Origin of the sequence: Bradyrhizobium sp. SZCCHNS1022, from assembly GCF_032484835.1 — a bacterium.
Lineage (GTDB): Bacteria > Pseudomonadota > Alphaproteobacteria > Rhizobiales > Xanthobacteraceae > Bradyrhizobium.
This window is the reverse complement of record NZ_JAUETT010000003.1, coordinates 55,976-78,422: the sequence shown is the minus strand read 5'-3', so window position 1 is coordinate 78,422 and position 22,447 is coordinate 55,976. Positions and strand designations below refer to the sequence as shown.

The window sequence follows — 22,447 nt, the reverse complement described above, 5'->3', positions numbered from 1 at the left end:
CCGCGGCATTCTTCAGTCCAATCGTGTTTCTCATATCGTAACGGCAGCCATGAACCAGCATTTGCGTCAACAGCCCATTCCCTTCATCGACACCGCTGCACAACGTCAGCGGCTCGGTACGGCGATCGATGAGGCCGTTGCGCGGGTGCTGGCCCATTGCCAATTCCTCGGCGGTGCCGAAATCGCGCAGCTCGAGTCCGAGCTCGCCGCTTTCTGTGGCGCCAAATATGCGGTGAGCTGCTCGAGCGGCACCGATGCGCTGCTGATGGTGCTGATGGCGCAGGGCATCGGTCCTGGCGATGCGGTGCTGTGCCCGTCCTTCACCTTCTGCGCCACCGGCGAAGCCGTCGCGCTGACCGGCGCGACCCCGGTGTTCGTCGACGTGCTGGAAGAGACCTTCAATATCGATCCGGCCTCGCTCCGTCGTGGCATCGCGACCGCCAGGCTGCTCGGGCTCAAGCCGAAAGCGGTGATCCCCGTCGACCTGTTCGGCCAGAGCGCCGATCACGATGTGATCGCCGCGGTGGCGCGGGACGAAGGCCTGTTCGTGCTCGACGACGCCGCCCAGGGCTTTGGCGCCAGCTACAAGGGCCGTCGCATCGGCACCTTCGGCCTTGCGACAGCAACGAGCTTCTATCCGGCCAAGCCGCTCGGCGCCTTCGGCGACGGTGGTGCGATCTTCACCAACGATGCGGAGCTCCTGGAGAAGCTGCGCAGCGTCCGTGTCCACGGTGGGGGCAGCGACAAATACGACAACGTACGGCTCGGGCTGACGGCGCGGCTGGATACGATCCAGGCTGCGATCCTGCTCGAGAAGCTGAAGATCTTCGAGGACGAGATCGCGGCGCGCAACAAGGTCGCGGAGCGCTATTCCAACGGCCTCGCCGATGTCGTGAAGGTGCCGGAGCTGGCGGAGGGCTGCACCTCCGTCTGGGCGCAATATACGATCCGCCTGCCGAAGGGCGTCGACCGCGATCAGTTCCAGGGCGCCTTGAAGGCGCAGGGTATTCCGACGGTCATCTATTATCCGAAGTCGATGCATCAGCAGACCGCGTATCGGGTCTTCCCGGTGGCGGACGGCGGCCTGCCGGTCAGCGAGCGGCTGTCGAACGACGTGATCAGCCTGCCGATGCACGCCTATCTCGACGAGGCCACGCAGGATCGGATCATCGAGGCGGTGCACGGCGCCGTGTCGGCCTGATCGAGGGCGTCCCTCCGCCGGCAGCGGGGGAGGGGACGCTCTCGCGTTCTCCGCTTCAAAGTGGTCCGTCGATGCTTTAGAAGCGGCGCATGCTCGGACGCATCTTCACCGTCGGCGGTTACACGCTGCTGTCGCGCCTCACCGGTTTCGCCCGCGACATCATGCTGGCCGCGATCCTTGGTGCCGGCCCGGTGGCGGACGCCTTCTTCGTCGCCTTCCGCCTGCCGAACCATTTCCGCGCGATCTTCGCCGAGGGCGCCTTCAACGCCGCCTTCGTGCCGGCCTATGCGCATGTGCACGGCGAGAAGGGGGAGGCCTCGGCCAGCCTGTTCGCCGACCGCATCTTCACCTTGCTGTTTGCCTCGCAGGTCGTGCTGCTGATCCTCGCCTGGCTGTTCATGCCGCAGGCGATGACGATCCTGGCGCCCGGCTTCACCGAAGATCCGGCCCAGCGTGAACTCGCCATCGAGCTCACGCGCATCACGTTCCCTTATTTGCTTCTGATCACGCTGGTGACGCTTTACGGCGGCATGCTCAACGTGATGCAGCGCTTCGCGAGCGCCGCAGCCGCCTCCATCTTCCTCAATCTCGCGATGATGGCGACCTTGGCGCTTGTCGCGTTTTTCCCGACCGCCGGCCATGCCGCGGCCTGGGGCGTGTTGATCTCCGGTTTTCTGCAATATTTCCTGCTGGCGGGCGATCTGGCCCGGCATGGCGGCCTGCCGCGCTTTGCGCCGCTGAAGCTCGATGAAGACATCCGCGCCTTCTTCCGCGCCCTGGGACCTGCGACCTTGGGGTCAATGGGCACGCAGGTTGCGATGTTCGCCGATACGATCATCGCGACCTTTCTGCCGGCCGGTGCGCTGTCGGCGCTGTATTACGCCGACCGCCTCAATCAGCTGCCGATCGGGGTGATCGGGATCGCTGTCGGCACCGTGCTGCTGCCGGAAATGTCGCGGCGGCTCACCGCCAATGACCACCAGGGGGCGATGGAGAGCCAGCGCCGCGCTTTTGATTTCACGCTCCTGTTCTCGGTGCCGTTCGTTGCCGCCTTCCTCGCGGTGCCCGATGTCATCACGCGCGCGATGTTCGCGCGCGGAGCCTTCACGCGGGGGGATGCCGCGGCGGCTGGCGCTACGCTCGCAGCCTACGCGGTTGGCCTCATTCCGTTCGTGCTGATCCGCAGCGCGGTCTCGACCTTCTATGCGCGCAAGGACACTGCGACCCCGGTCAAGGCATCCTTGACCGGTCTTGCCGCCAACATGCTGCTCAAGGTGCTGCTGATGGGATCCTTGGCGCAAGTCGGGCTCGCCTTGGCGACCGCCATCGGCGCCTGGATCAATCTGCTGCTTGTGCTCGGCTTCGCTGTGCACAAGGGCTATCTTGAGTTTGATAGCAGGTTCCGCCGCTCGCTGCTCGGCTTTGCCGTGACGGGACTCCTGCTTGCCGGAGCATTGTGGTTCACCGCAGGTGTCGCCAAGGTGCAATTCGCAGGTCTCGGTAGCTTCCGCGACGAGGCTGTGCTGGCCGTGCTGATCGTAGTCGGCGCCATCATCTATGCCGCTGCGATGCTCGGCCTGTTCGGCCTACGCTGGCTCAAGGCGCTGGTTCTGCGAAGCTGACGTAATCGAAGGTTTTGTGAAATTCAGTCGGCGCGCTGCCCGCTTTCCCTTTTGACGCACGGATGGGACCTGCTCGGACTATCCCATCGTCCGCGAATTTCCGGACAACTACACGAGCTGTCGACACGAGCTGTCTTGCGCCTGACCTGTTCGGCCGATAAGGTCCGTGGCGGGGATTGGGCGTGATCAAGAAAACTCACATCCGGGGCATCGCGAGGATGGCGGTCAGCATTGCGGCCGCCTATATCTTTGCCTTGCAGGTCGTTCTGGCGAGCCTCGTCTCGGCCCAGATGTCGGCACCGGTTCTCGACGTCGCCCAAGCGCTCTGTGTGGACACCGGAATTCCCCACGGGTCCGAAGCACCGAAATCACCCGACACTCATCGCGGCTTTTGCGCCATCTGCGCGTTTGCAGCTCACGCCTCGCCGCTGCCGCAGGCGGAAGCCGGCGTCATCCGGCGCGTCCCCGCGGCTGCCCATCAGGTTCTCGCCGCGGCGCTGCCGGCGCGCGATGACCGTCTGCACGATCCCCGCACCTCGCAAGGACCACCAGAGAACACGTAACCGACGTTCGCAGGTTTTCGTTCTCCAGAGGTCCCATGATGTCTCGTTTCGTAACCGCGCTTTGCGCGGCGACGTGCCTTGTCACGTCGTCATCCTACGCCTCGGCTCAGGCGCAACAGAGCTCCCAGCTGCCGCCGGTCAATGTCGAGCCGCCGCAGCCGCAACAGGCGAGGTCCGCGAGGTCCGGCACCGAGCAGGCCCGGCATGCAGGGCGCGCGCCACAACCGACTGCGTCCCAGCCGGCGACCGCACCCGCCCAGCCTTCCGCCAGCCTGACCGTGCCGGGCACGCAGCAGGCCACTCGCACGATCGAGCAGACGCCCGGCGCTGTCGCCCTCGTGCCGGACACCGCCTACAAGAATGCGCCGGCGCAGACCATCAAGGACCTGCTGGATTACGTTCCCGGCGTGTTCGCCCAGCCGAAATGGGGCGACGACACCCGTCTGGCGATCCGCGGTTCGGGCCTGTCGCGCAATTATCACCTGCGCGGGACCCAGCTCTATATGGACGGCATCCCGATCAACACGTCGGACGGTTACGGCGACTTCCAGGAAATCGATCCGACGGCTTACCGTTATGTCGAAGTCTACAAGGGCGCCAATGCCCTGCAGTTCGGCGCCAATGCGCTCGGCGGCGCGATCAACTTCGTGATGCCGACGGGACGCGATGCATCCTGGTTCGACACGCGTCTCGATGCCGGCGCCTTCGGCTATCTGCGTAGCCAGGTCTCCTCCGGCGGCGCGAGCGGTCCGGCCGACTATTTCGTGACGGGATCGGCCTGGCGTCAAGATGGCTATCGCGATCACAGCTGGGGCAACGGTGAGCGCGCCAGCGCCAATTTCGGCTATCAGTTCTCGCCCGAGTTCGAGACCCGCTTCTATCTGAATGCCAACACGGTCCGGCAGCGCATTCCGGGCGAGGTCACCAAGGACAGTGCGCTCAGTTCGCCGCGAACCGCCGCGACCGCCAACGTCGTCAACGACTGGCAGCGCAACATCGATACCGTTCGGATCGCCAACAAATCGACGATCCGGCTCGACAACACCGAGATCGATTTCGGCGTGTTCGCGGTCGAACGCCATCTGATGCATCCCATCTATCAGTGGCTCGACTACCGCTACCATGACTATGGCGGCTTCGTGCGCGCGGTCGACGACCGGATCATCGGCGGGCACCGCAACCGCTTCACGGTCGGCCTCAACATCCTGAACGGCACCATCGACGCCGATCAGTTCGCCAATATCGGCGGCAACAAGGGTGCGCAGCTGTCGTCGCTGCTGCAGAAGCCGGAGAACTACACACTCTACGCGGAGAACGCCTGGTATGTGGTGCCGAGCGTCTCGCTTATCGCGGGCGCACAGTTCCTGCATGCGGTCCGGGCGCAGCAGGTCAATTTCTCGCTCAACGGCGACGTGCCCGGCACCAGCACTTTCAACATCCTTAGCCCCAAGCTGGGCGTTCTCTGGGACGTCGATCCGTCCTGGCAGGTGTTCGCCAACGTGTCCCGCAGCGGTGAGGCGCCCAGCTTCGGCGAAAGCGTCGCGCCGAACTTCCTCAATCCGACCTTTCCGACCATCCCGTTCTTCGACATCAAGGCGCAGACGGCGACGACCTATGAGATCGGCACCCGGGGCCGGCGACCCGACGTGACCTGGGATCTCGCGCTGTACCATGCCGATCTCCGCAACGAGCTGCAGTGCTTCTATTCGTCGTTCGGGACGTGCAACGTCACCAATGCCGACCGGACGATGCACCAGGGCGTCGAAGCGGGGCTTGGCGTCAGCCTGTTCAAAGGGCTCGCGGTCCATGCCGGCGAGCCCGACAGGATCTGGCTCAACCTGGCCTACACTTACAGCGATTTCCGCTATGTCAACGATGCGACGTGGGGCAACAACCGGCTGCCCGGCGCGCCACCGCATTTCCTGCGCGCGGAATTGCTCTACAAGCATCCGAGCGGCTTCTCCGTCGGTCCGAATATCGAATGGATTCCGCAAGCCTATTACGTCGACAGCGCCAACACGCTGACGACCGAGCCCTATCTGATCTGGGGCCTGAAGGCGGCCTATGACGACGGCAGGAACTTTTCCGCCTATGTCGAGGGCCGCAACCTCGGCAACAAAGCCTACATCGCGGCGACCAGCATCATCGACCGCGCTACTGCGGCCTCGACCCTGTTCAACCCCGGCAATGGTCGGGCGGTCTATGCAGGCATGAGGTGGAGGCTATGAGGACGACGATCCTGAAGGCCCTCATGGCCGTGGCTTCGTTGGTGAGGGCCGATGCGGCTGTTGCCGGTGCGGATCAAGACGCGGTCCGTGACGTGCTGATGGCCACCTTCGACAAGCCGGAGGCGCGTCTTGTGGTCGATCCCGTCGTCGTGTCGGGCGGACACGCGATCGCGGATTGGACACAAGGCGCCACCGGCGGTCGCGCGCTGCTCAGGCACGGCGCGAACGGGTGGCGCCTGGTTCTGTGTGCCGGCGACGGAATCAAGGATTCCGCGGCGCTCAGGCTCGCCGGTGTGTCGTCGTCCGACGCCGCCGAACTCGTGGCGGCACTGGCCGCGAGCGAGCAGCAACTGACGCGCGACCGCCTTGCGCTGCTGTCGAGCTTCGAAGGTGTCGTCCGCATGGACGGCGAATTACGTCAATGATCGGAGGTATGTCTTGAAATCGATCACAGCTGCAGCAGTCGGTCTGCTTGCCATCATCGTCGGCCAACCCGCCTCGGCCCATGTCGTGCTCGACAAGCCCGAGGCGCGGATCGGAAAATCCTTCAAGGCCGTGCTGGCGGTGCCGCATGGCTGCGAGGGATCGGCCACCATTCGTCTGACCGTGTCGGTGCCGGAGGGCATGATCGCGGTGAAGCCGATGCCCAAGCCGGGCTGGACGGTCGAAGTGAAGAAGGGCGCCTACGCGCGGGCCTATCCGTTCATGCACGGCCAGCAGCTCGCCGAAGGTGTCAAGGAAATCACCTGGAGCGGCGGCCGCCTGGAGGATTCCTTCTACGACGAGTTTGCGTTCTCCGGCTTCATCGCCGACACGTTCAAGCCCGGCGACGTGCTGGCCTTTCCCGCCGTCCAGGATTGCGAGACCGGGGTTACGAAGTGGGTCGAGCTGGCTGCGACCGGGCAGGACCCGCACACGCTGAAATATCCGGCTCCGCTGCTGCGTCTCTCGGCTGCCGGCCCCTTGGCTGGAGTTTCAAAGGGCGCCATAGCGATCTCCTCGGCCTGGTGTCGGGCGACACCTGCCGGTGCCAAGGTCGGAGCGGGCTATCTGACCATCACCAATGCCGGTCCCGAGCCGGACCGTCTGATTGCCGTCAGTTCAGACCTCGCCGAGAGGGCCGAGATTCATGAGATGGTCACGCATGATGGCGTCATGACGATGAGATCATTGGAGCAGGGCCTTGCGATTGCTCCCGGACAGACGGTGACCCTCGCGCCCGGCGGGATTCACTTGATGTTGAATGGGCTCAAGGCACCGCTGGTGCAGGGACAGGAGACGGTCTTGGTGCTGGAGTTCGAGCGCGCGGGCAAGGTTGCGACCCTGCTCGATATCCTCGCGGTCGGGGCCCAAGGTCCCGTCGGGCAGGAGGGAGCGGCCGCTTCCTCCGATTCGGCGATGAAGCAGATGCACCAGCACTGATTGTCGGGTGCGCGTGGCGGCGAGGGGCACCTCCCGCCACGCGGATGCGACGCAGCATCAATCGTGGATGCCGCGAAGCGTTTGCGTGGCCCGGCGATCCGCTGCAATATGCTGGCAATATTGCGAGGAACGCAACGGGAAGTGGAACAAGATGACAGCTCCAATCAAATTCGGCGTCGGTCAGAGCGTTCTCCGTAAGGAGGACGACGCACTGATCCGTGGCAAAGGCCGCTACACCGATGATCTCGCGCCATCGGCTGCATTGCATGCGCTGGTGCTGCGCTCGCCGCATGCGCACGCCAAGTTCACGATTAATGTCAGCCAGGCGCGGCTGTTGCCCGGTGTAGCCCTGATTCTGACGGCCGACGATGTCGCGGATCTCGGCGGACTGCCCTGCCTGTTCAATCTGGAAACCGACCCCTTCACCGCGCCGCCTTACCCGATCCTCGCCAAGGACGAGGTGCGCCATGTCGGCGACGCCGTGGCCTTCGTGGTTGCCGATACGCTCGATCACGCCCGCGATGCGTTGGAGGCGATCGAGGTCAACTGGACCACCTTGCCGGCGGTCACCGGCGTCGCCAATGCGGTCAAGCCCGGCGCACCGCAGGTCTGGCCCGATCATCCGGGCAATGTTCTGTTCGACGTCTCGATCGGCGACAAGAGCGCAGCGGACGCGGCGTTCGCCAAGGCTCATGCTGTAGCCGAGGTCAGGATCGTCAATCCGCGCGTGGTCGCAAGCTTCATGGAGACGCGGGCTGCCGTCTGCGAATACGACGTCAAGCGCGACCATCTGACGCTCACGGCCGGCAGCCAGGGCAGCCATCGCTTGCGCGATATCCTGTGCCAGAACGTGCTGAAGATCCCGGTCGAGAAGATGCGCGTGATCTGCCCCGATGTCGGCGGCGGTTTCGGCACGAAGCTGTTTCCCTATCGGGAATATGCGCTGCTCGCGGTCGCCGCTCGCCACCTGCGCAAGTCGGTGCGCTGGGCCGCTGACCGCGCCGAACATTTCATGGGCGATGCGCAGGGGCGCGACAACGTGACCGTCGCGAAGATGGCGCTTGCCGAGGACGGCAAGTTCTTGGGAATGGATGTCGACCTGATGGGCGACATGGGTGCCTACCTCTCGACCTTTGCGCCCTATATCCCGCATGGCGGTGCCGGCATGCTGCCGGGGCTCTACGATATCCAGGCGTTCCACTGCCGCGTCCGCACCGTCTTCACCCACACCGTTCCGGTGGACGCCTATCGCGGCGCCGGCCGGCCCGAGGCGGCCTATGTGATCGAGCGTCTGGTCGATGCCTGCGCCCGCAAGCTCGATATGAGCGTGGATGCGATCCGCAAGAAGAACTTCATTCCGCCGCGCGCGCTGCCCTACAAGACCGCGACCGGCAAGGTCTACGATTCCGGCGACTTTGCCGCCCATCTCAAGCGCGCGATGGAGATCGCCGACTGGAAGGAGTTTCCCAAGCGCGCGAGGGCGGCGAAGAAGCATGAGCTGATCCGGGGCATCGGCCTTGCGAGCTATGTCGAGGTCTGTGGCACGATGGGCGAGGAGACTGCCAACGTTCGCCTCGATCCCAATGGCGACGTCACCATCCTGATCGGCACCCAGTCGAGCGGGCAGGGCCATCAGACCGCCTATGCGCAGATCGTGGCCGAGCAGTTCGGCTTGCCGCCGGAGCGCGTGCACATCCATCAGGGCGACACCGATGAGGTTGCGACGGGCCTCGGCACCGGCGGCTCGGCCTCGATTCCTTCGGGCGGCGTCAGCGTGCAGCGCGCGACCCATGAACTCGGCGACAAGCTGAAGCAGGTCGCGGCCGAAGCGCTCGAGGCCGGCGTCGGCGATCTCGAAATTTCCGAAGGGCGTGTGCGTGTTGCTGGCACCGACCGCGCCATCAGTTTCGCCGATCTCGCCAAGCGCCCGGGCGTCGATCCCGCCAAGCTCAGCGGCAGCGCAACCTTCGCGAGCGCGGACGGCACCTATCCGAACGGCACCCATGTTGCCGAGGTCGAGATCGATCCCGCAACCGGCATCACCAGGATCGTCAACTACGTGATCGTCGACGATTTCGGTGTCACGCTGAATCCGCTGCTGCTCGCCGGCCAGGTGCACGGGGGTGCGGTGCAGGGCATCGGTCAGGCGCTGATGGAGCAGGTGGTCTACAACGCCGCGGACGCGCAGCTGGTCACCGGCAGCTACATGGATTACGCGCTGCCGCGTGCGGCCGATGCGCCGCATTTTGTGTTCGAGACCCATAACGTCCCGTGCAAGACCAACCCGATGGGGGTGAAGGGCGCCGGTGAAGCCGGTGCGATCGGATCATGTCCGGCGGTGGTCAACGCGATCATCGATGCGCTGTGGCGCGAGTGCAAGGTCGACCATGTCGATATGCCGGCCACGCCCGAGCGGATCTGGATCGCCATTCGCGAGCAACATCGGCGTCATAGTCTGTAGGTAGCTTCCCCGACATCCGCCTCAATTCCGGAATAAGCCGCCGGCACTGGGGTTGAACGACAGGTTTGCCCCGCCCAGGAAGGCTGGGTGGGATTGCGACAACAATGGAGCGAATTGATGAAGCGGACTGTGGTAGCCGTTGCAGCATTGCTGCTGGGAGCAGGCGCTGTGATGGCACAGCAGGATCTGGTCAAGCATGACCAGGAGACCATGAAAGCCAATGCGAAGAATCTTGGCGGCGTGATGATCGCGATGGTCAAGGGCGAGAAGCCTTACGACCAGACCGCGGTCAATGCCGCGCTCGCGCAGCTCGACGAGACCGCCAAGAAGCTGCCGACGATGTTTCCGGACAGCCTGAAGGCGGCGAAATTCGGAGGCGATTACAGCCCCTCGCCGAAGATCTGGGAAGACAAGGCCGGCTTCCAAGCCAAGATCGACAGCTTCGCCAAGGTCGTCACCGAAGCCAAGGCCAAGGTGAAAGACCTCGACAGCCTGAAGGCGGTCGCGCCTGCGATCGGCAAGGAATGCGGCGGCTGCCACGAGACCTTCCGTCTCAAGAACAGCTGATGGGCAGTCTGCAGGACGGGCGGATGCATCTGCATCGGCCTGCCTATCTTCTCGTGTCGGGGCGATGCCCGGTCTGGCTCGCCCCGACATCGCCTCGCGGCCACGCTGCCAGGACATGCTGAATACGGACCAGCGATGCTGCGACGCGTTCTCATTTCGCTCTGTACACTCGGTATTGCCGCGCTCATGGCCTTTTGGTGGCTCACGCTGCCAAGGGCCATGTCGCTGGCACTCGCGCCACGCACGCCTGATCTCGCCAATGGCCAGGAGGTGTTCAACGCCGGCGGTTGCACGTCCTGTCACGCGGTGCCGAACCAGCCCGACCGGCTGAAGCTTGGTGGCGGACTGCCGCTCGCATCGCCCTTTGGCACTTTCTATGCGCCGAACATCTCGCCAGATCCGACCGACGGAATCGGGCGCTGGAGCGAAGCCGATTTTGTCAATGCGCTGCTCCGTGGCGTCTCGCCCGCCGGCACTCACTATTTCCCGGCATTTCCCTACACGTCCTACGCGCACGCCAAGGTGGAGGACGTCCGCGATCTCTTCGCCTATATGAAGACGCTGCCGCCGGTGTCCGGCAAATCGCGCGATCACGAGCTTCCCTTTCCGTTCAACCTCCGCCGCAATCTCGGCGTTTGGAAGCTCTTGTTCTTCGACGACAAGCCCTTCACGCCCGATCCATCACGCTCGGCGCAGTGGAATCGCGGCGCCTATCTTGTCAACACGTTCGGTCATTGCGCCGAGTGCCACAGCCCGCGCAATCTGCTGGGCGGCCTCATCGCAGCGCAGCGTTTTGCCGGCGGCCCGGATCCTGAAGGGCATGGCTTCGTACCGAACATCACTCAGAAAAGCCTGGCCGACTGGAGCGAAAGCGACTTCGGCTATTTCCTCGAAAGCGGACAATTGCCCGACGGCGACAGCGTCGGGGGCGCAATGACGCGTGTGATCCGCAACACCTCGCAGCTCAGTGCGGAAGATCGCGCCGCGATGGCGATCTATCTGAAGTCACTGCCGCCGGTGGAGGGGCCGCCGAAGCCAGCGAAGCCGGCCGGCTGAACGGCAGGCGGTCAGCGCGGGCTTCAATCAGAAGCCTTCGATCAGCTGGAAGCTGCCGTCGCCCTGAATGACGGTCAGCGATACGTGGGGCGGATTGGATCGGCGCGCGGCGCCGAATGCGACGACCGTTCCGCCGATGTCGAACTGGCCGGTCTCGTTGATGACCCGCACCAGGTCTGCTCGCGTCGGATTGGGGCCGGCCATCTCCAGGGCTTGTCCGACCAGTCGTCCGGTCAGGTAGCCTTCGAGGGCGATGAAGTCCGGCGGCTGGTTCGGGTCCAGTGCCCTTTGCGCCATCTGATAATCGGCCACGAGCTTCTTCTGCGTGTCCCATGGGAACGGCACGACCTCTGACACGATCACGCCGCGGCCGTCGGGCCCGAGCTCCTTGGCGAGAGCGTTGGCGCCGACGAAGGATATCGCGACGAAGGTCGGGGTGAAGCCGCTGCGGTGCGCCATCTTGATGAATTCCGCGCACGGGCCGTAGGTCCCGACCAGGATGACCGCCTCCGGTTCAGCGCGCCTGATGACCTTGAACGCGACGCCGACCGCGCGCGTGTTGCGCTCGAACGTGCCTTCAGCGGCGAGCTCCAGCCCGCGTCGGTCCAGATAGGTCTTGACCCCATTCAGCACATCGCGGCCGAAGGCATCATCCTGGTAGAAGATGCCGATCCGGGTCAGGTGTAGATTCTCGGTCAGGTATTTGATCCAGACCTCGGCCTCTGCCGCGTGGCTGGCGCGGATGTTGATGACGTTCTGAAACTCGGTATCGCGCAAGGACGCGGCGCCGGATACCGGGCCGATGAAAGGCACATCGTTGGAGGTGGCGATCGGCACGGTCGCCATCACGGTCGGTGTGCCGACCGCTCCGATCAATGCGAACACCTTGTCCTCATAGATCAGCTTCACGGTTTCGACCACGGAACGGTCCGGGTCGTAGCCGTCGTTGCGGCTGATCAACTTGAGCTTGCGGCCATGCACGCCACCCTTGTCGTTGATCTCGTTGAAGGCTGCGAGCAGGCCCTGCCGGGTTGCCTGTCCGATCGCGGCAGATGGCCCCTCGAGCGCGGCCACCTGGCCGAACACGATGGTGTCGTTGGTCACGCCCAGTTCGTCAGCGTCTGCGACGCCGGCGAATAGACTGCAGCCGAGCAAGGCAAGACAAAAGGGAGTTCGCAAACCCGAGAGCGCCATTTTCATTCGTCTTATGAGTTGCAGCATGGTCCGCATCGACCATAGGTCGCCCGAGTGAAGACCGCGCTAAGACGGCCGGGCAAGGATGATGACGTATTTCGCTACCTGCGAAAGCCGCGTGTTAACCAAGCCGCCGCTGCGCCGCGGAGTCGCAGGCATTCTTTCACCGTCCTTAACTCCGTGGCGTGTCCGATAGCGCATGTAAACATGGACAGCCGTGTGGACGGGGGCCGGGATTTGCAGGTGGAAGTGCGCAGCGGACGGATGCTGAAGAAGCCCGGCGATGATCGTGCGGGCGGCGCGCGCGAGACTTTGCGCGCCTCATCCAAATACCGTCTTTATCGTCCGGCCCTGATAGCCGCCTGTCTCGGCACGGTGCTGTCGCTGGTCGGCACCGTTGCGGTTGGCCGTTGGGAAAACCGTCTTGCGCGCGCCGAGTTGGAAGGCGTTGCCGAGGCGCAGGCCATTCTGATCCAGAACGGCCTCAACGAATATGTGAGCCGCTTGACCGCGCTGCGGACGCGGTTCGAGACCGCGAACGACGACATCACTCGCAGCGAGTACCAGACCTTCAGCGCCCGGCTGTTCGAAGCCCATCCGGGTATCACGCGGATCGCTTGGCTCCCCCGGATCTATCGCAAGGAGCGCGGCGAATACGAAGCCGCAGCCATCACCGATGGCGTGCCCGCTTATCGCATCAAATCCTACCCCGATGGGGCGGTTGCGCCGGAGCATGATGAGTACTTCCCGGTGTATTTCTCCACCGAGCCCAAGACCTCGATTGTCTACGGGCTCGACTACTGGACCTTTCCCGACCGTCGCTTCGTCCTGGAACAGGCGCGCGACTATGACATGATCACGGCGCTGCGCACGCGCCTGTTCGAGGAACAACCGAGCAGCCGTTCCTCCGCGGTCATGGTTGCCGTGCCGGTTTATGTCAAAGGCACGTCGCGGACCACGGTCGCCGATCGACGGCGCAATCTGACCGGCTTCATCGTCGGCCTGTTCGACCTGCCGCTCTTGCTGCAGTCGATCCGTGCGAACAACCCCAACAGCCCGGCGCTCGCCATCAACGTGCTGCCGCCCGAGAAGGGCCTGGAATCGTCGGGCGTGGATCCGCAGCGCTGGCCGGCCGATCCAAACGTATGGTCAACGACGTTGCGCATCGGCGATTCGGATTGGGCGTTTCAGGCAGCTCCCGCCGGCAACGGCGGCTTGATCGCAACCCACAACCGTGCGCTTGCGATCTATGCCGCCGGAATCGCCACCACGATCTTCCTCGCCGTCTATCTCGCACTCTCCAGCCGCAATGCCTTGCAGCTGGCGCTCGCCAACCGCCGCGTGCTGGAATTGGCGCAGACGGACGCGCTGACGGGCCTCGCCAACCGGGCGTTCTTCCTGGAACAGATGGAGCGCATCAACGCGGCGAGCGGAGGTCGGTTCACGGTGTTCCTGTGCGACCTCGATCGCTTCAAGAACGTCAACGATTCGCTCGGCCACGGGGCCGGCGACGCCCTGCTCGTGCAGGTCGCGCAACGGCTCAGATCGCAACTGCGCGCCGACGATGTGCTGGCGCGGCTTGGCGGCGACGAGTTCGCGCTGATCCAGGCCAATTGTTCCGAGCAGCGGGGCGCGGCGACCGACCTGGCGCAGCGCATCACCAAGCTGATTGCCGAGCCGTTCCAGCTGTCCGGCCAACGGGTCGAGATCGGCACCAGCATCGGCATTGCGCTGGCGCCGGAGCATGGCCGCGGCCACGAAGATCTGCTGAGGAAGGCGGACCTTGCGCTCTATCGTTCGAAGTCGGCCGGACGGAGCTGCTTCACCGTCTATGACGACGTGATGCACGCCGAATTCGAGGCGCGCAATACGCTCGAGGGCGACCTGCGCGACGCCATCGCCCAATGCCAGTTCGAGGTGTACTATCAACCCTTCTACGATGTCGAGACCCGCGAGCGATGCGGCGTCGAGGCGCTGGTCCGCTGGCGACATCCGGTCAAGGGTCTCGTGCCGCCCGATCAGTTCATCCCGCTGGCGGAGTCGACCGGATTGATCGTGCCGCTCGGCGAGTGGATCATCGGCCGTGTCTGTGACGATGCGACATCGTGGCCCGATGACGTCAAGGTCGCCGTCAATCTTTCGCCTGTGCAGTTCAAGCAGGCGGAACTGTTCGATGTCATCCAGTCGGCGCTGGCGCGGACCGGGCTTGCTGCCGAGCGGCTCGAAATCGAGATCACCGAATCCGTGCTCCTGGAGCGTGCGGCCGAGAACGAGAACTTCATCGACAAGCTCAAGGGGATCGGGATCTCTCTGGCACTCGATGATTTCGGCACTGGTTATTCGTCGCTGCGCTCGCTCACGGCCTTCCCGTTCGACAAGATCAAGATCGACAAATCATTTGTTGCCAAACTGAGCGAGGGCGATGAAAGCGTCGCCGTCATTTCCTCGGTGGTGACCTTGGCGCGTGGGCTCGGCATGCAGATCACCGCCGAGGGTGTGGAAACCGAGGAGCAGCTCGCGCGCCTGGAGCTGCTTGGCGTCAACTTTGCGCAAGGCTATCTGCTCGGGCGTCCGATGCCGATCAGCCAGCTCGAAGACCATCTGCAGTTCGTGCGGTCGATCGACAGCCCGCCTGCCGAGGAGCCTCGGCACGAGCCGGGCCAGGACGCGGACGTATTCGCCGAAGCGAGCAGCGTCGGTTCGGTGGTGACGCTCATTCCTCGCGTGGCGGCGCTATCCCGCGCATCCAGCGCGTGAGGGTGGACAGTCCTGCGTCGGCCTGCTCGGATGCATGTTGCTGTGAGCCAAGCAGCGCGGCCTCGCGTGCGGCGCGGGGCGTGATCCCATACGCAGCCTTGAATGAGCGCGCGAAATGCGCGTCTGTCCCGAGCTGCCAGCGCCGTGCCACTTCGCTGATCCGGGTATTCCGCGAACCGACCAGATCGAAAAAGGCCCGATGCAGGCGGCGGCTGCGGATGTATTCCGCGATGCCGCCGAGCGGCGCGAACAGGCGGTAGAGCGATGCGCGCGACAGGCCAAAATGCGCTGCGACGGACTCGGTGTTGAGATCGGCGCTCGAGAGCTGCGTCTCGATGTACTGCCGGATGCGAAACAAGGAGGTTTCCTCGGGCGCGATGCGCTCGGCGTCCCGGCGCTCGATTTCGCCCCTGATGCAAGCCGACACCAGCGAAACGGTGCCTTCGACGACGGCTTGGCACTCCTCGAAGCTCATGCGCGGTGCGTAGTCGAGCAGGGCTTCGAGATGCCTTGCGAGCAGCGCTGTCAGAGGGCTATTCGCGGCCAGCACAAGGCCATGGAGCCCTTGCATCTGCAGCAGACGCGCGTCGAACATCGGGCGCGGTATCACCAGGGTAAGGTTTTCGAACGGGCTCGCCCAGGTCTCGAACGTCTGGGCGAGGTCGAGGACGCAGATGTCGCCCGCGGTGACGCGGATTGGGCGCTCGCCCGCCGTGCCGTGATAGCCGCCACGGACATAGGCCTGAATGATGACGTGGTCGACGCCGCTACGGGCAATGGTGTGGGTATCGCGGCGAAAATGCTGGCCGCTCGCCCGCGCAAGGCCGAACAGCACTGAGCCCATCGCGAAAGAGCGGACGTCGGCCCGAAACGGGCCAGGCTCGTTCGCCGCCAGTTCGTCGACCTCGAAAAAGGTGGAGACGGCTGCGCGCCAGGCCGCGATGTTCGCCTCGGTCTCCATCCCCTCGGACGAAAAGCCGAAGCTCGGCACTAGCGACGATACCGTCTTGATCTCAGTCTCCACGACGTCCTGCTGCTGCGGCGGTTCCGAAATTCGCTTCCGTTTCATGGGCCGCGTCCATCGTGCGATTTCCGAGCCGCCCCTTAAAAGAATCCCGAGCAACCACGAATTGGCGAGCGGTGCTCCGGCGCCAGCCGTCGCAAAGGTTTTCCCCAGGCAGGATGCGAGTTCTGGCGTCCGACCGCTAGCCTATTTGCGCTTCTGTCTCAATCTCTTGATCGGCTGTCCCGTCATGCGCAATCGGCTTGACCGGAGGCGCGTGCGCCCGCCTAAAGACGCTCATACCCAAGTTGCCGGAAACGGCCGGGTCCTTCGGCAGCCGTCAGGCGCGCGCGAAGCGACCCGGCCGGGACACGCGGGCGTGTCGGTTCGGTTTTTTTAGCACCAAAATCCAGTCCATACCTTTTCAATAGGATGCGCCCGCCGGAAACGGCGGGCGCTTTTGCAAGAGCCTCTGGTACATTTGGGCGATAAGAGCAGGTCGCACGGGATTGGCGTCAACCTGCCAGGATGCGCGCCCAGCGCAGGATGCGCAAATGTCCGACGCCGCACTTGGCTGCGAGAGAGGCCGCTGCGAACATCGCGCCGCTTAGACGGTGCCGAAGGCCTTGAAGGTGATGATCGTGTGGGTGTCCTGAATGCCTGGGATCACCTGGACCTTCTCGTTGATGAAGTGGCCGATGTCGGTGTCCCTGTCGACGTAGAACTTCACCAGCAGGTCGTAGTCGCCCGCGGTCGAATAGATCTCGGAGGCGATCTCGGCTTCGGCGAGCGCGTTCGCAACCGCGTAGGACTGGCCGAGCTTGCACTTGATCTGGACGAAGAAAGGAACCATCGCAGGCTGTCTCCGAAAGGCTTGTCGGACCTAAATATAGGGTTTTGCAGGGGAGTCGAGACGCAATCCGGACCACGGCGGCGCTTGCCGAGGGCGGGGAGCCCGCGCTAGGACGGATTATGACCACGCCCGTTGCGCTCACCATTGCCGGCTCGGATTCCTCAGGCGGGGCCGGCATCCAGGCCGACCTGAAGACCTTTGCCGCGCTCGGCGTCTACGGCGCCTCGGTGCTGACCGCGCTGACGGCCCAGAATACGCGCGGCGTGAGCAGCGTCCATCTGGTGCCGCCGGAGTTCGTGACCGCTCAGATCGATGCGGTGTTCGACGATCTCGACGTTGCCGCGGTCAAGATCGGGATGGTGGCCCAGGCGTCGGTCATCGAGGCCATCGCCGCAAGTCTGGGCCGCTGGAAGCCGGCCCATATCGTGCTCGACCCGGTGATGGTCGCAACCTCGGGCGATCGGCTGCTGCCTGAAGACGCCGTCGCGGCGCTGCGGCGGCTCCTGATCCCGCTGGTCACCTTGATCACGCCGAACCTGCCGGAGGCGGCCGCGCTGCTGGACGAGGCCGTGGCGACCGATGCGGCCGCGATCGAAGCCCAGGGCCGGCGGTTGCTCGCGCTCGGCTGTCCGGCCGTGCTGATCAAGGGCGGCCACGGCCAGGGACCCGAGAGCACGGACTATCTCCTCACAGGGCAGGCGAGCCTCAGGCTGACCGCGCCGCGCGCGGCGACCCGCAATACCCATGGTACCGGCTGCTCGCTGTCCTCGGCGGTGGCGGCGGGGCTTGCGAAGGGAGAAGATCTCCAAACAGCGGTGCGCAACGCCAAGGCCTTCATCAGCAACGCCATCGCGGCTGCCGACCGCTTCACCGTCGGTCACGGCCACGGTCCTGTGCATCATCTGTATCGGTTCTATTGACGGCATCGCCGGCGTTTGACGATGGTGCCGACACATCCATGACATGCAGTGCGGGCAGATGGTGATGACCGCTATCCCTCCAGCAGAAGGACGTAACCTAATGCGGCGCTCCCTGATCCCCCTGATGATGGCGATGGTCGTGACGATTTCCGCCCCGGCGCTGGCGCAGCGGGCCTATTCGCCGCAGGAGGAGCGCAACAAGGCGGTCGTGCTCGATTTCTATGAGCAGGGCCTGAACCGCAAGGACTTTGCGGCAGCCTCGAAATATCTCGGCAGCTACGTTCAGCATAATCCGAACGCCGAGGACGGCCCCGAGGGATTCCGCAAGTTCATCGAATTCCTCAAGGCCAAGTATCCGCAATCGCATAGCGAGATCACGAAGGTGCTGGTCGACGGCGATTTCGTCATTCTCCGCGTTCACGCCATTCGCGAGCCCGGCACCCGCGGCAATGCGATCGTCGACATCTTCCGTCTGAAGGATGGCAAGATCGAAGAGCACTGGGATTCGGTGCAGCCGATCCCGGAACAGTCGGCCAATCAGAACGGCATGTTCTGACGCTTCGGCCGCGGAATATCTCCGGGGGCACCGGCTTCGGCGCCTGCCCCGAGATGACGTTAACGATTTGCCCTGGGTAGCATCCCGGTGCTGAATACCGGGGCCGCCATTCCGCCTGCGGCACCAACTCCCACGATAACAGAAATTTTAGGTCTCAGGTCCAGCCGCTGCCATTGCGTCGCAAGCACGGCCCGCTTACGTATGGAACGAAACGGTTCCGTTCTATTTATATGGACCCCTGATTATGGCAAATCAAGCATTCACCACCACAAAGGCGCCCGGCACTGAGGCGCCCGCATCGCGGGGCGGCGCGGATCAGTCCGTTCCCGCCCGGGAGCGGGCGCTGAAGCAGTGGCGCGGAGATCAGCCTTCCGATGAGGCGAGGGGAGATCTGGCGCGGGCTCCGCACCCCTTGGAACCGGAAGCGCCGCCCGCCGATCCGCAGGATCCAGCGAAGGAGAAGCCCCGCGGCGGGCTGTTGCGGCGCCACCCGCTCGGCGCAACCGTCGGTCTCGCCTTGCTGCTGGCGGCGGGCGCCGCCGGTTACGTCTATTACGACGCCGCCGCGCATTTCGAGACCACCGATGACGCGTTTATCGCGGCCCGGCAATTCTCCATCGCGCCGAAGGTCTCAGGCTATATCGCCGTGGTTCCTGTCACCGACAACCAGCATGTCAAGGCCGGCGACGTGATCGCGCGCATCGACGATCGCGATTATAGAATCGCGCTGGCGCAGGCCGAGGCGCAGGTGAAGGCCGCGCAGGCTGCGATCCGCAACATCGATGCCCAGGTCGAGGTGCAGCAGGCGCAGATCACGGCGGGGCAGGCGCAGGTCGAGCAGGCGCAGGCGGGACTCACCTTCGCCGAGCAGCAGGCCCAACGCTACCAGGATCTCGCCCGGATGGGCTCGGGCACGGTGCAGAACGAGCAGCAATATAGCTCGCAACTGCGCCAGCAGAAGGCGGCGCTCACCAGTGCGCAGGCCAATCTTCAGGTCGCCCAGCGGCAACTCGAATCGCTCAAGGCCCAACGTGAAAGCGCGGATGCCAATCTCGCGCAGGCCGAGGCGCAGCGCGACCAGGCCACGCTCAACCTGTCTTACACGACCGTGACCGCAGCGCAGCCCGGCCGTGTCGTGAACCTCGGCGCGGCCGAGGGCCAGTTCGCCGCGCAAGGCACGGCGCTGACCATGTTCGTGCCGGACGACGTGTGGGTCGCCGCCAACTTCAAGGAGACCCAGCTCGACCACATGCGATCCGGCCAGCCGGTGACGCTGCAGATCGACGCCTATCCCGAGCGTGAGATCCGCGGCCATGTGGCCAGCGTGCAGCCCGGCTCAGGCACGGCCTTTTCGCTGCTGCCGGCGCAGAATGCCACCGGCAATTATGTGAAGATCGTGCAGCGCGTGCCGGTCAAGATCGTGATGGATAATCCGCCGGCCGACGTCGCGCTCGGTCCGGGCATGTCGGTGGTGCCGACTGTGCGGATCGATCCGCATCCCTCGCTGTATGAGCGCCTGAGGGCTGTGCTATGAGCGATGCTTCCACCCTCATAGCTGCGCCGCAGCCAGCCACGAATCCGTGGCTGATTGCCATCCTGGTCGCGCTTGCGACCTTCATGGAGGTGCTCGACACCACCATCGCCAACGTCGCCCTGCCGTACATTGCCGGCGGCATGGGCGTGAGCCAGGACGAGTCCTCCTGGGTGGTGACGACCTATCTGGTCTCCAACGCCATCATCCTCACCGCCTCGAGCTTTCTCGCCAAGCGCTTCGGCCGCAAGACCTTCTTCCTGATTTGCCTGGGGCTGTTCACCTTGAGCTCGGTGCTGTGCGGCTTCGCTTGGAATCTGCAATCGCTGCTGCTGTTTCGCATCCTGCAGGGGATCGGTGGCGGCGGCATGGTGCCGGTGTCCCAGTCGATTCTGGCCGACTCGTTTCCGCCGGCCAAGCGCGGCCAGGCCTTCGCGCTGTTCGGAGTAGCGGTCGTCGTTGCCCCAGTGGTCGGGCCGACGCTCGGCGGCTACCTGTCCGACAACCTCTCCTGGCACTGGTGCTTCCTGATCAATGGTCCGGTCGGGCTGATGGCGATGCTGTTGATCGGGCTGATCCTGCACGAGCCGGCCTCGGCCGTGGCGGAGCGGCGGAAGCTGCTTGCGCAGGGGCACAGCTTCGATGTCGTGGGCTTCGTGCTGGTCGCGACGTTCCTCGGCTCGCTCGAACTGATGCTGGATCGCGGCCTGGAGGACGACTGGTTCGATTCCCGCTTCATCGTGGCGACGGCGACGATCTGCGCCGCGGCGTTCGTGCTGATGATCCCCTGGGAGATGAGCCGGAGCAATCCGACGATCGATGTGCGGATGGTGGGCACGCGCCAATTCGGCGCCAGCTTCCTGGTGATGCTGGCGACCGGCGCGATCCTGCTCGGCACCACGCAGATGCTGCCGCAGATGGTGCAGCAGGATTTCGGCTACACCGCGACCTGGGCCGGCCTCGTGCTGTCGCCGGGCGGCCTCGTCACCATGGTGATGATGTTCGTGGTCGGCCGGCTGTCCGGCCGGGTGCAGCCGAAATACATGATCATGGCGGGAGCCACGATCGTGGCGTTCGCGATGTATGATCTGACGCGGGTCTATGCCGATGTCGGGTTCTGGTTCTTCGCAAGCTCACGCATGCTGCTCGGTGTCGGCCTGCCCTTGCTCTTTCTGTCGATCACGGCCGCCTCCTATAACGGCATTCCTCCCGACAAGACCGACCAGGCCTCGGCCCTGATCAACGCGGCCCGCAACACCGGCGGCTCGATCGGCGTCTCGCTTGCGGCCAACGTGCTGGCGCATCGCGAGCAGTTCCACCAGAGCCGGCTGGTCGAGACCGCCATTCCTTCGAACCCAGTCTATCAGGACACGTTGCATCAGGTGACCAACTATTTCAGCGCCCATGGCAGCTCGCTGTTGCAGGCGCAGCAGCAGGCGATCGCCTGGATCGGGCAGACGGTGCAGGCGCAGGCTTCGCTGCTCGCCTATATCGACGTCTACTGGACCTTGATGCTGATCTCGCTGGCAGCGATTCCGCTGGCGCTCGTCCTTCGCAACGTCAAGCTCGGCGGTGCCGCGCCGATGGCGCATTGAGCAGAATGAAGACGGCGCGAGCGCTTGCCTGCGCCGTCGATGTCTGGCCGAACGCAGCCGCTAGGCTAAATCGCCTCGTCCGCGATGCCGTTGCACAACAACCCGATGCGGTCGATCTCGACCTCGACAATGTCGCCGGGCTTCATCCAGAGCGGGGGCGTGCGGCGCGACCCGACGCCGCCCGGTGTACCCGTCGCGATCACATCGCCAGGCTCCAACCGCGTGAACGACGAGCAGTATTCGATCTGACGCGGAATGTCGAAGATCATCTGGCTGATCGTCGCCTCCTGCACGATCTGGCCGTTGAGCCGGGTCTGCAGCTTGAGCGGACCGAGATCATCGATTTCGTCTGATGTCACGAGCCACGGACCGAAAGCGCCCGTCGCGGGAAAATTCTTGCCCGGCGTGAATTGATGGGTATGGCGCTGGAAGTCGCGCACGCTGCCTTCATTGTAGCAGGCGTAGCCTGCGATGTGCTGCCACGCATCTTCGCGTGTGATGTAACGTCCGGGCTTTCCGATGATGACGGCGAGCTCACCCTCGAAGTCGAGGTCGGTCGAGACCCGCGGGCGGACGATGTTCGTGAGGTGTCCCGTCTGGCTGTTGGCAAACCGTCCGAACACGGTCGGGTTCTCGACTTCCGTGCGGCCGGTCTCCTTGCGGTGCGTCTCGTAGTTGAGCCCGATGCAGAGGATCTTGTCCGGATTGGGAATGACCGGCAGAAAGCCGATCGCGGCAAGCGGATGCCGCGGCGCGCCGGGCGCAGCAGCGGCCGCCTGCTTCAGCGCGTCGGCGGCGATCGCCGATTTCAGGTCGGGGAAGCGGTCGTGCAGGACGGCCCCGAGATCGGCGACACCGTCGCCCTCGACCAGTCCCCAGGACGGCGTGTTGTCGATCGTGAAGCTTGCAAATTTCATC

18 protein-coding genes are annotated in these 22,447 nt (G+C 64.4%); 14 read left to right on the top strand and 4 right to left on the bottom strand.

All coding sequences use genetic code 11. From position 1 onward, the window contains the following. The first annotated feature begins 49 nt into the window (after positions 1-49). The 9 genes from QX071_RS19875 (at position 50) to QX071_RS19835 (ending at position 11,120) form a co-directional block, all read left to right on the top strand. Complete coding sequence (locus tag QX071_RS19875; protein ID WP_315704372.1) at positions 50-1,201, top strand: DegT/DnrJ/EryC1/StrS family aminotransferase; 1,152 nt, start codon at positions 50-52, stop codon at positions 1,199-1,201. A gap of 89 nt (positions 1,202-1,290) precedes the next feature. After that, a complete protein-coding gene (gene murJ / locus QX071_RS19870) occupies positions 1,291-2,823 on the top strand; it encodes a murein biosynthesis integral membrane protein MurJ (protein WP_315704371.1) in 1,533 nt (510 codons plus the stop codon). Positions 2,824-3,005: 182 nt separating this feature from the next. Continuing rightward, the gene (locus QX071_RS19865) at positions 3,006-3,386 is read left to right on the top strand and encodes a hypothetical protein (RefSeq protein WP_315704370.1); all 381 of its coding nucleotides are present in this window, start codon (positions 3,006-3,008) and stop codon (positions 3,384-3,386) included. A 38-nt stretch (positions 3,387-3,424) separates the two neighbouring features. Further along, positions 3,425-5,614, top strand: a complete 2,190-nt coding sequence (locus QX071_RS19860) for a TonB-dependent receptor family protein (protein ID WP_315704369.1) — start codon at positions 3,425-3,427, stop codon at positions 5,612-5,614. Further along, entirely contained in the window at positions 5,611-6,039 is a 429-nt protein-coding gene (locus QX071_RS19855; protein WP_315704368.1) for a copper uptake system-associated protein, read from the top strand. The genes QX071_RS19860 and QX071_RS19855 overlap by 4 nt, the downstream gene beginning before the upstream one ends. 13 nt (positions 6,040-6,052) lie before the next feature. Beyond that, complete coding sequence (locus QX071_RS19850) at positions 6,053-7,036, top strand: DUF1775 domain-containing protein (protein ID WP_315727750.1); 984 nt, start codon at positions 6,053-6,055, stop codon at positions 7,034-7,036. A 151-nt stretch (positions 7,037-7,187) separates the two neighbouring features. Beyond that, complete coding sequence (locus QX071_RS19845) at positions 7,188-9,497, top strand: xanthine dehydrogenase family protein molybdopterin-binding subunit (RefSeq protein WP_315704366.1); 2,310 nt, start codon at positions 7,188-7,190, stop codon at positions 9,495-9,497. A 117-nt stretch (positions 9,498-9,614) separates the two neighbouring features. Next, on the top strand, positions 9,615-10,064 hold the full coding sequence (locus QX071_RS19840) for a c-type cytochrome (RefSeq protein ID WP_315704365.1): 450 nt from the start codon (positions 9,615-9,617) through the stop codon (positions 10,062-10,064). A gap of 135 nt (positions 10,065-10,199) precedes the next feature. Then, positions 10,200-11,120 (top strand): cytochrome c, encoded by a 921-nt coding sequence (locus QX071_RS19835; protein ID WP_315704364.1) that lies wholly within the window; start codon positions 10,200-10,202, stop codon positions 11,118-11,120. 27 nt (positions 11,121-11,147) lie between these two features. Here QX071_RS19835 and QX071_RS19830 read toward each other — a convergent pair whose 3' ends face one another. Then, entirely contained in the window at positions 11,148-12,314 is a 1,167-nt protein-coding gene (locus QX071_RS19830; protein WP_409977717.1) for an ABC transporter substrate-binding protein, read from the bottom strand. 264 nt (positions 12,315-12,578) lie between these two features. Here QX071_RS19830 and QX071_RS19825 point away from each other — a divergent pair, with 264 nt between their 5' ends. Then, on the top strand, positions 12,579-15,071 hold the full coding sequence (locus QX071_RS19825; protein ID WP_315704944.1) for an EAL domain-containing protein: 2,493 nt from the start codon (positions 12,579-12,581) through the stop codon (positions 15,069-15,071). Here the strand turns inward: QX071_RS19825 and QX071_RS19820 are convergent. Then, positions 15,028-16,140: a helix-turn-helix domain-containing protein gene (locus QX071_RS19820; protein ID WP_315704363.1), complete on the bottom strand. Its 1,113-nt coding sequence runs from the start codon at positions 16,138-16,140 to the stop codon at positions 15,028-15,030. The genes QX071_RS19825 and QX071_RS19820 overlap by 44 nt on opposite strands. A 541-nt stretch (positions 16,141-16,681) precedes the next feature. Next, entirely contained in the window at positions 16,682-16,927 is a 246-nt protein-coding gene (locus QX071_RS19815; protein ID WP_315704362.1) for an Lrp/AsnC ligand binding domain-containing protein, read from the bottom strand. A gap of 119 nt (positions 16,928-17,046) precedes the next feature. On the opposite strand from QX071_RS19815, the gene thiD reads away from it, so the two are divergent. From thiD to QX071_RS19795, 4 genes are all read left to right on the top strand, one after another. Next, entirely contained in the window at positions 17,047-17,847 is an 801-nt protein-coding gene (thiD, locus tag QX071_RS19810) for a bifunctional hydroxymethylpyrimidine kinase/phosphomethylpyrimidine kinase (RefSeq protein WP_315704361.1), read from the top strand. Positions 17,848-17,947: 100 nt separating this feature from the next. Continuing rightward, positions 17,948-18,403: an ester cyclase gene (locus tag QX071_RS19805; RefSeq protein ID WP_315704360.1), complete on the top strand. Its 456-nt coding sequence runs from the start codon at positions 17,948-17,950 to the stop codon at positions 18,401-18,403. A gap of 244 nt (positions 18,404-18,647) precedes the next feature. Then, entirely contained in the window at positions 18,648-19,937 is a 1,290-nt protein-coding gene (locus tag QX071_RS19800) for an HlyD family secretion protein (RefSeq protein ID WP_315704359.1), read from the top strand. Next, a complete protein-coding gene (locus QX071_RS19795) occupies positions 19,934-21,529 on the top strand; it encodes a DHA2 family efflux MFS transporter permease subunit (protein WP_315704358.1) in 1,596 nt (531 codons plus the stop codon). Before QX071_RS19800 ends, QX071_RS19795 begins: the two co-directional genes overlap by 4 nt. Before the next feature lie 65 nt (positions 21,530-21,594). On the opposite strand, the gene QX071_RS19790 is transcribed toward QX071_RS19795, so the two are convergent. Next, a complete protein-coding gene (locus tag QX071_RS19790; protein ID WP_315704357.1) occupies positions 21,595-22,446 on the bottom strand; it encodes a fumarylacetoacetate hydrolase family protein in 852 nt (283 codons plus the stop codon). Position 22,447 lies beyond the last annotated feature (1 nt).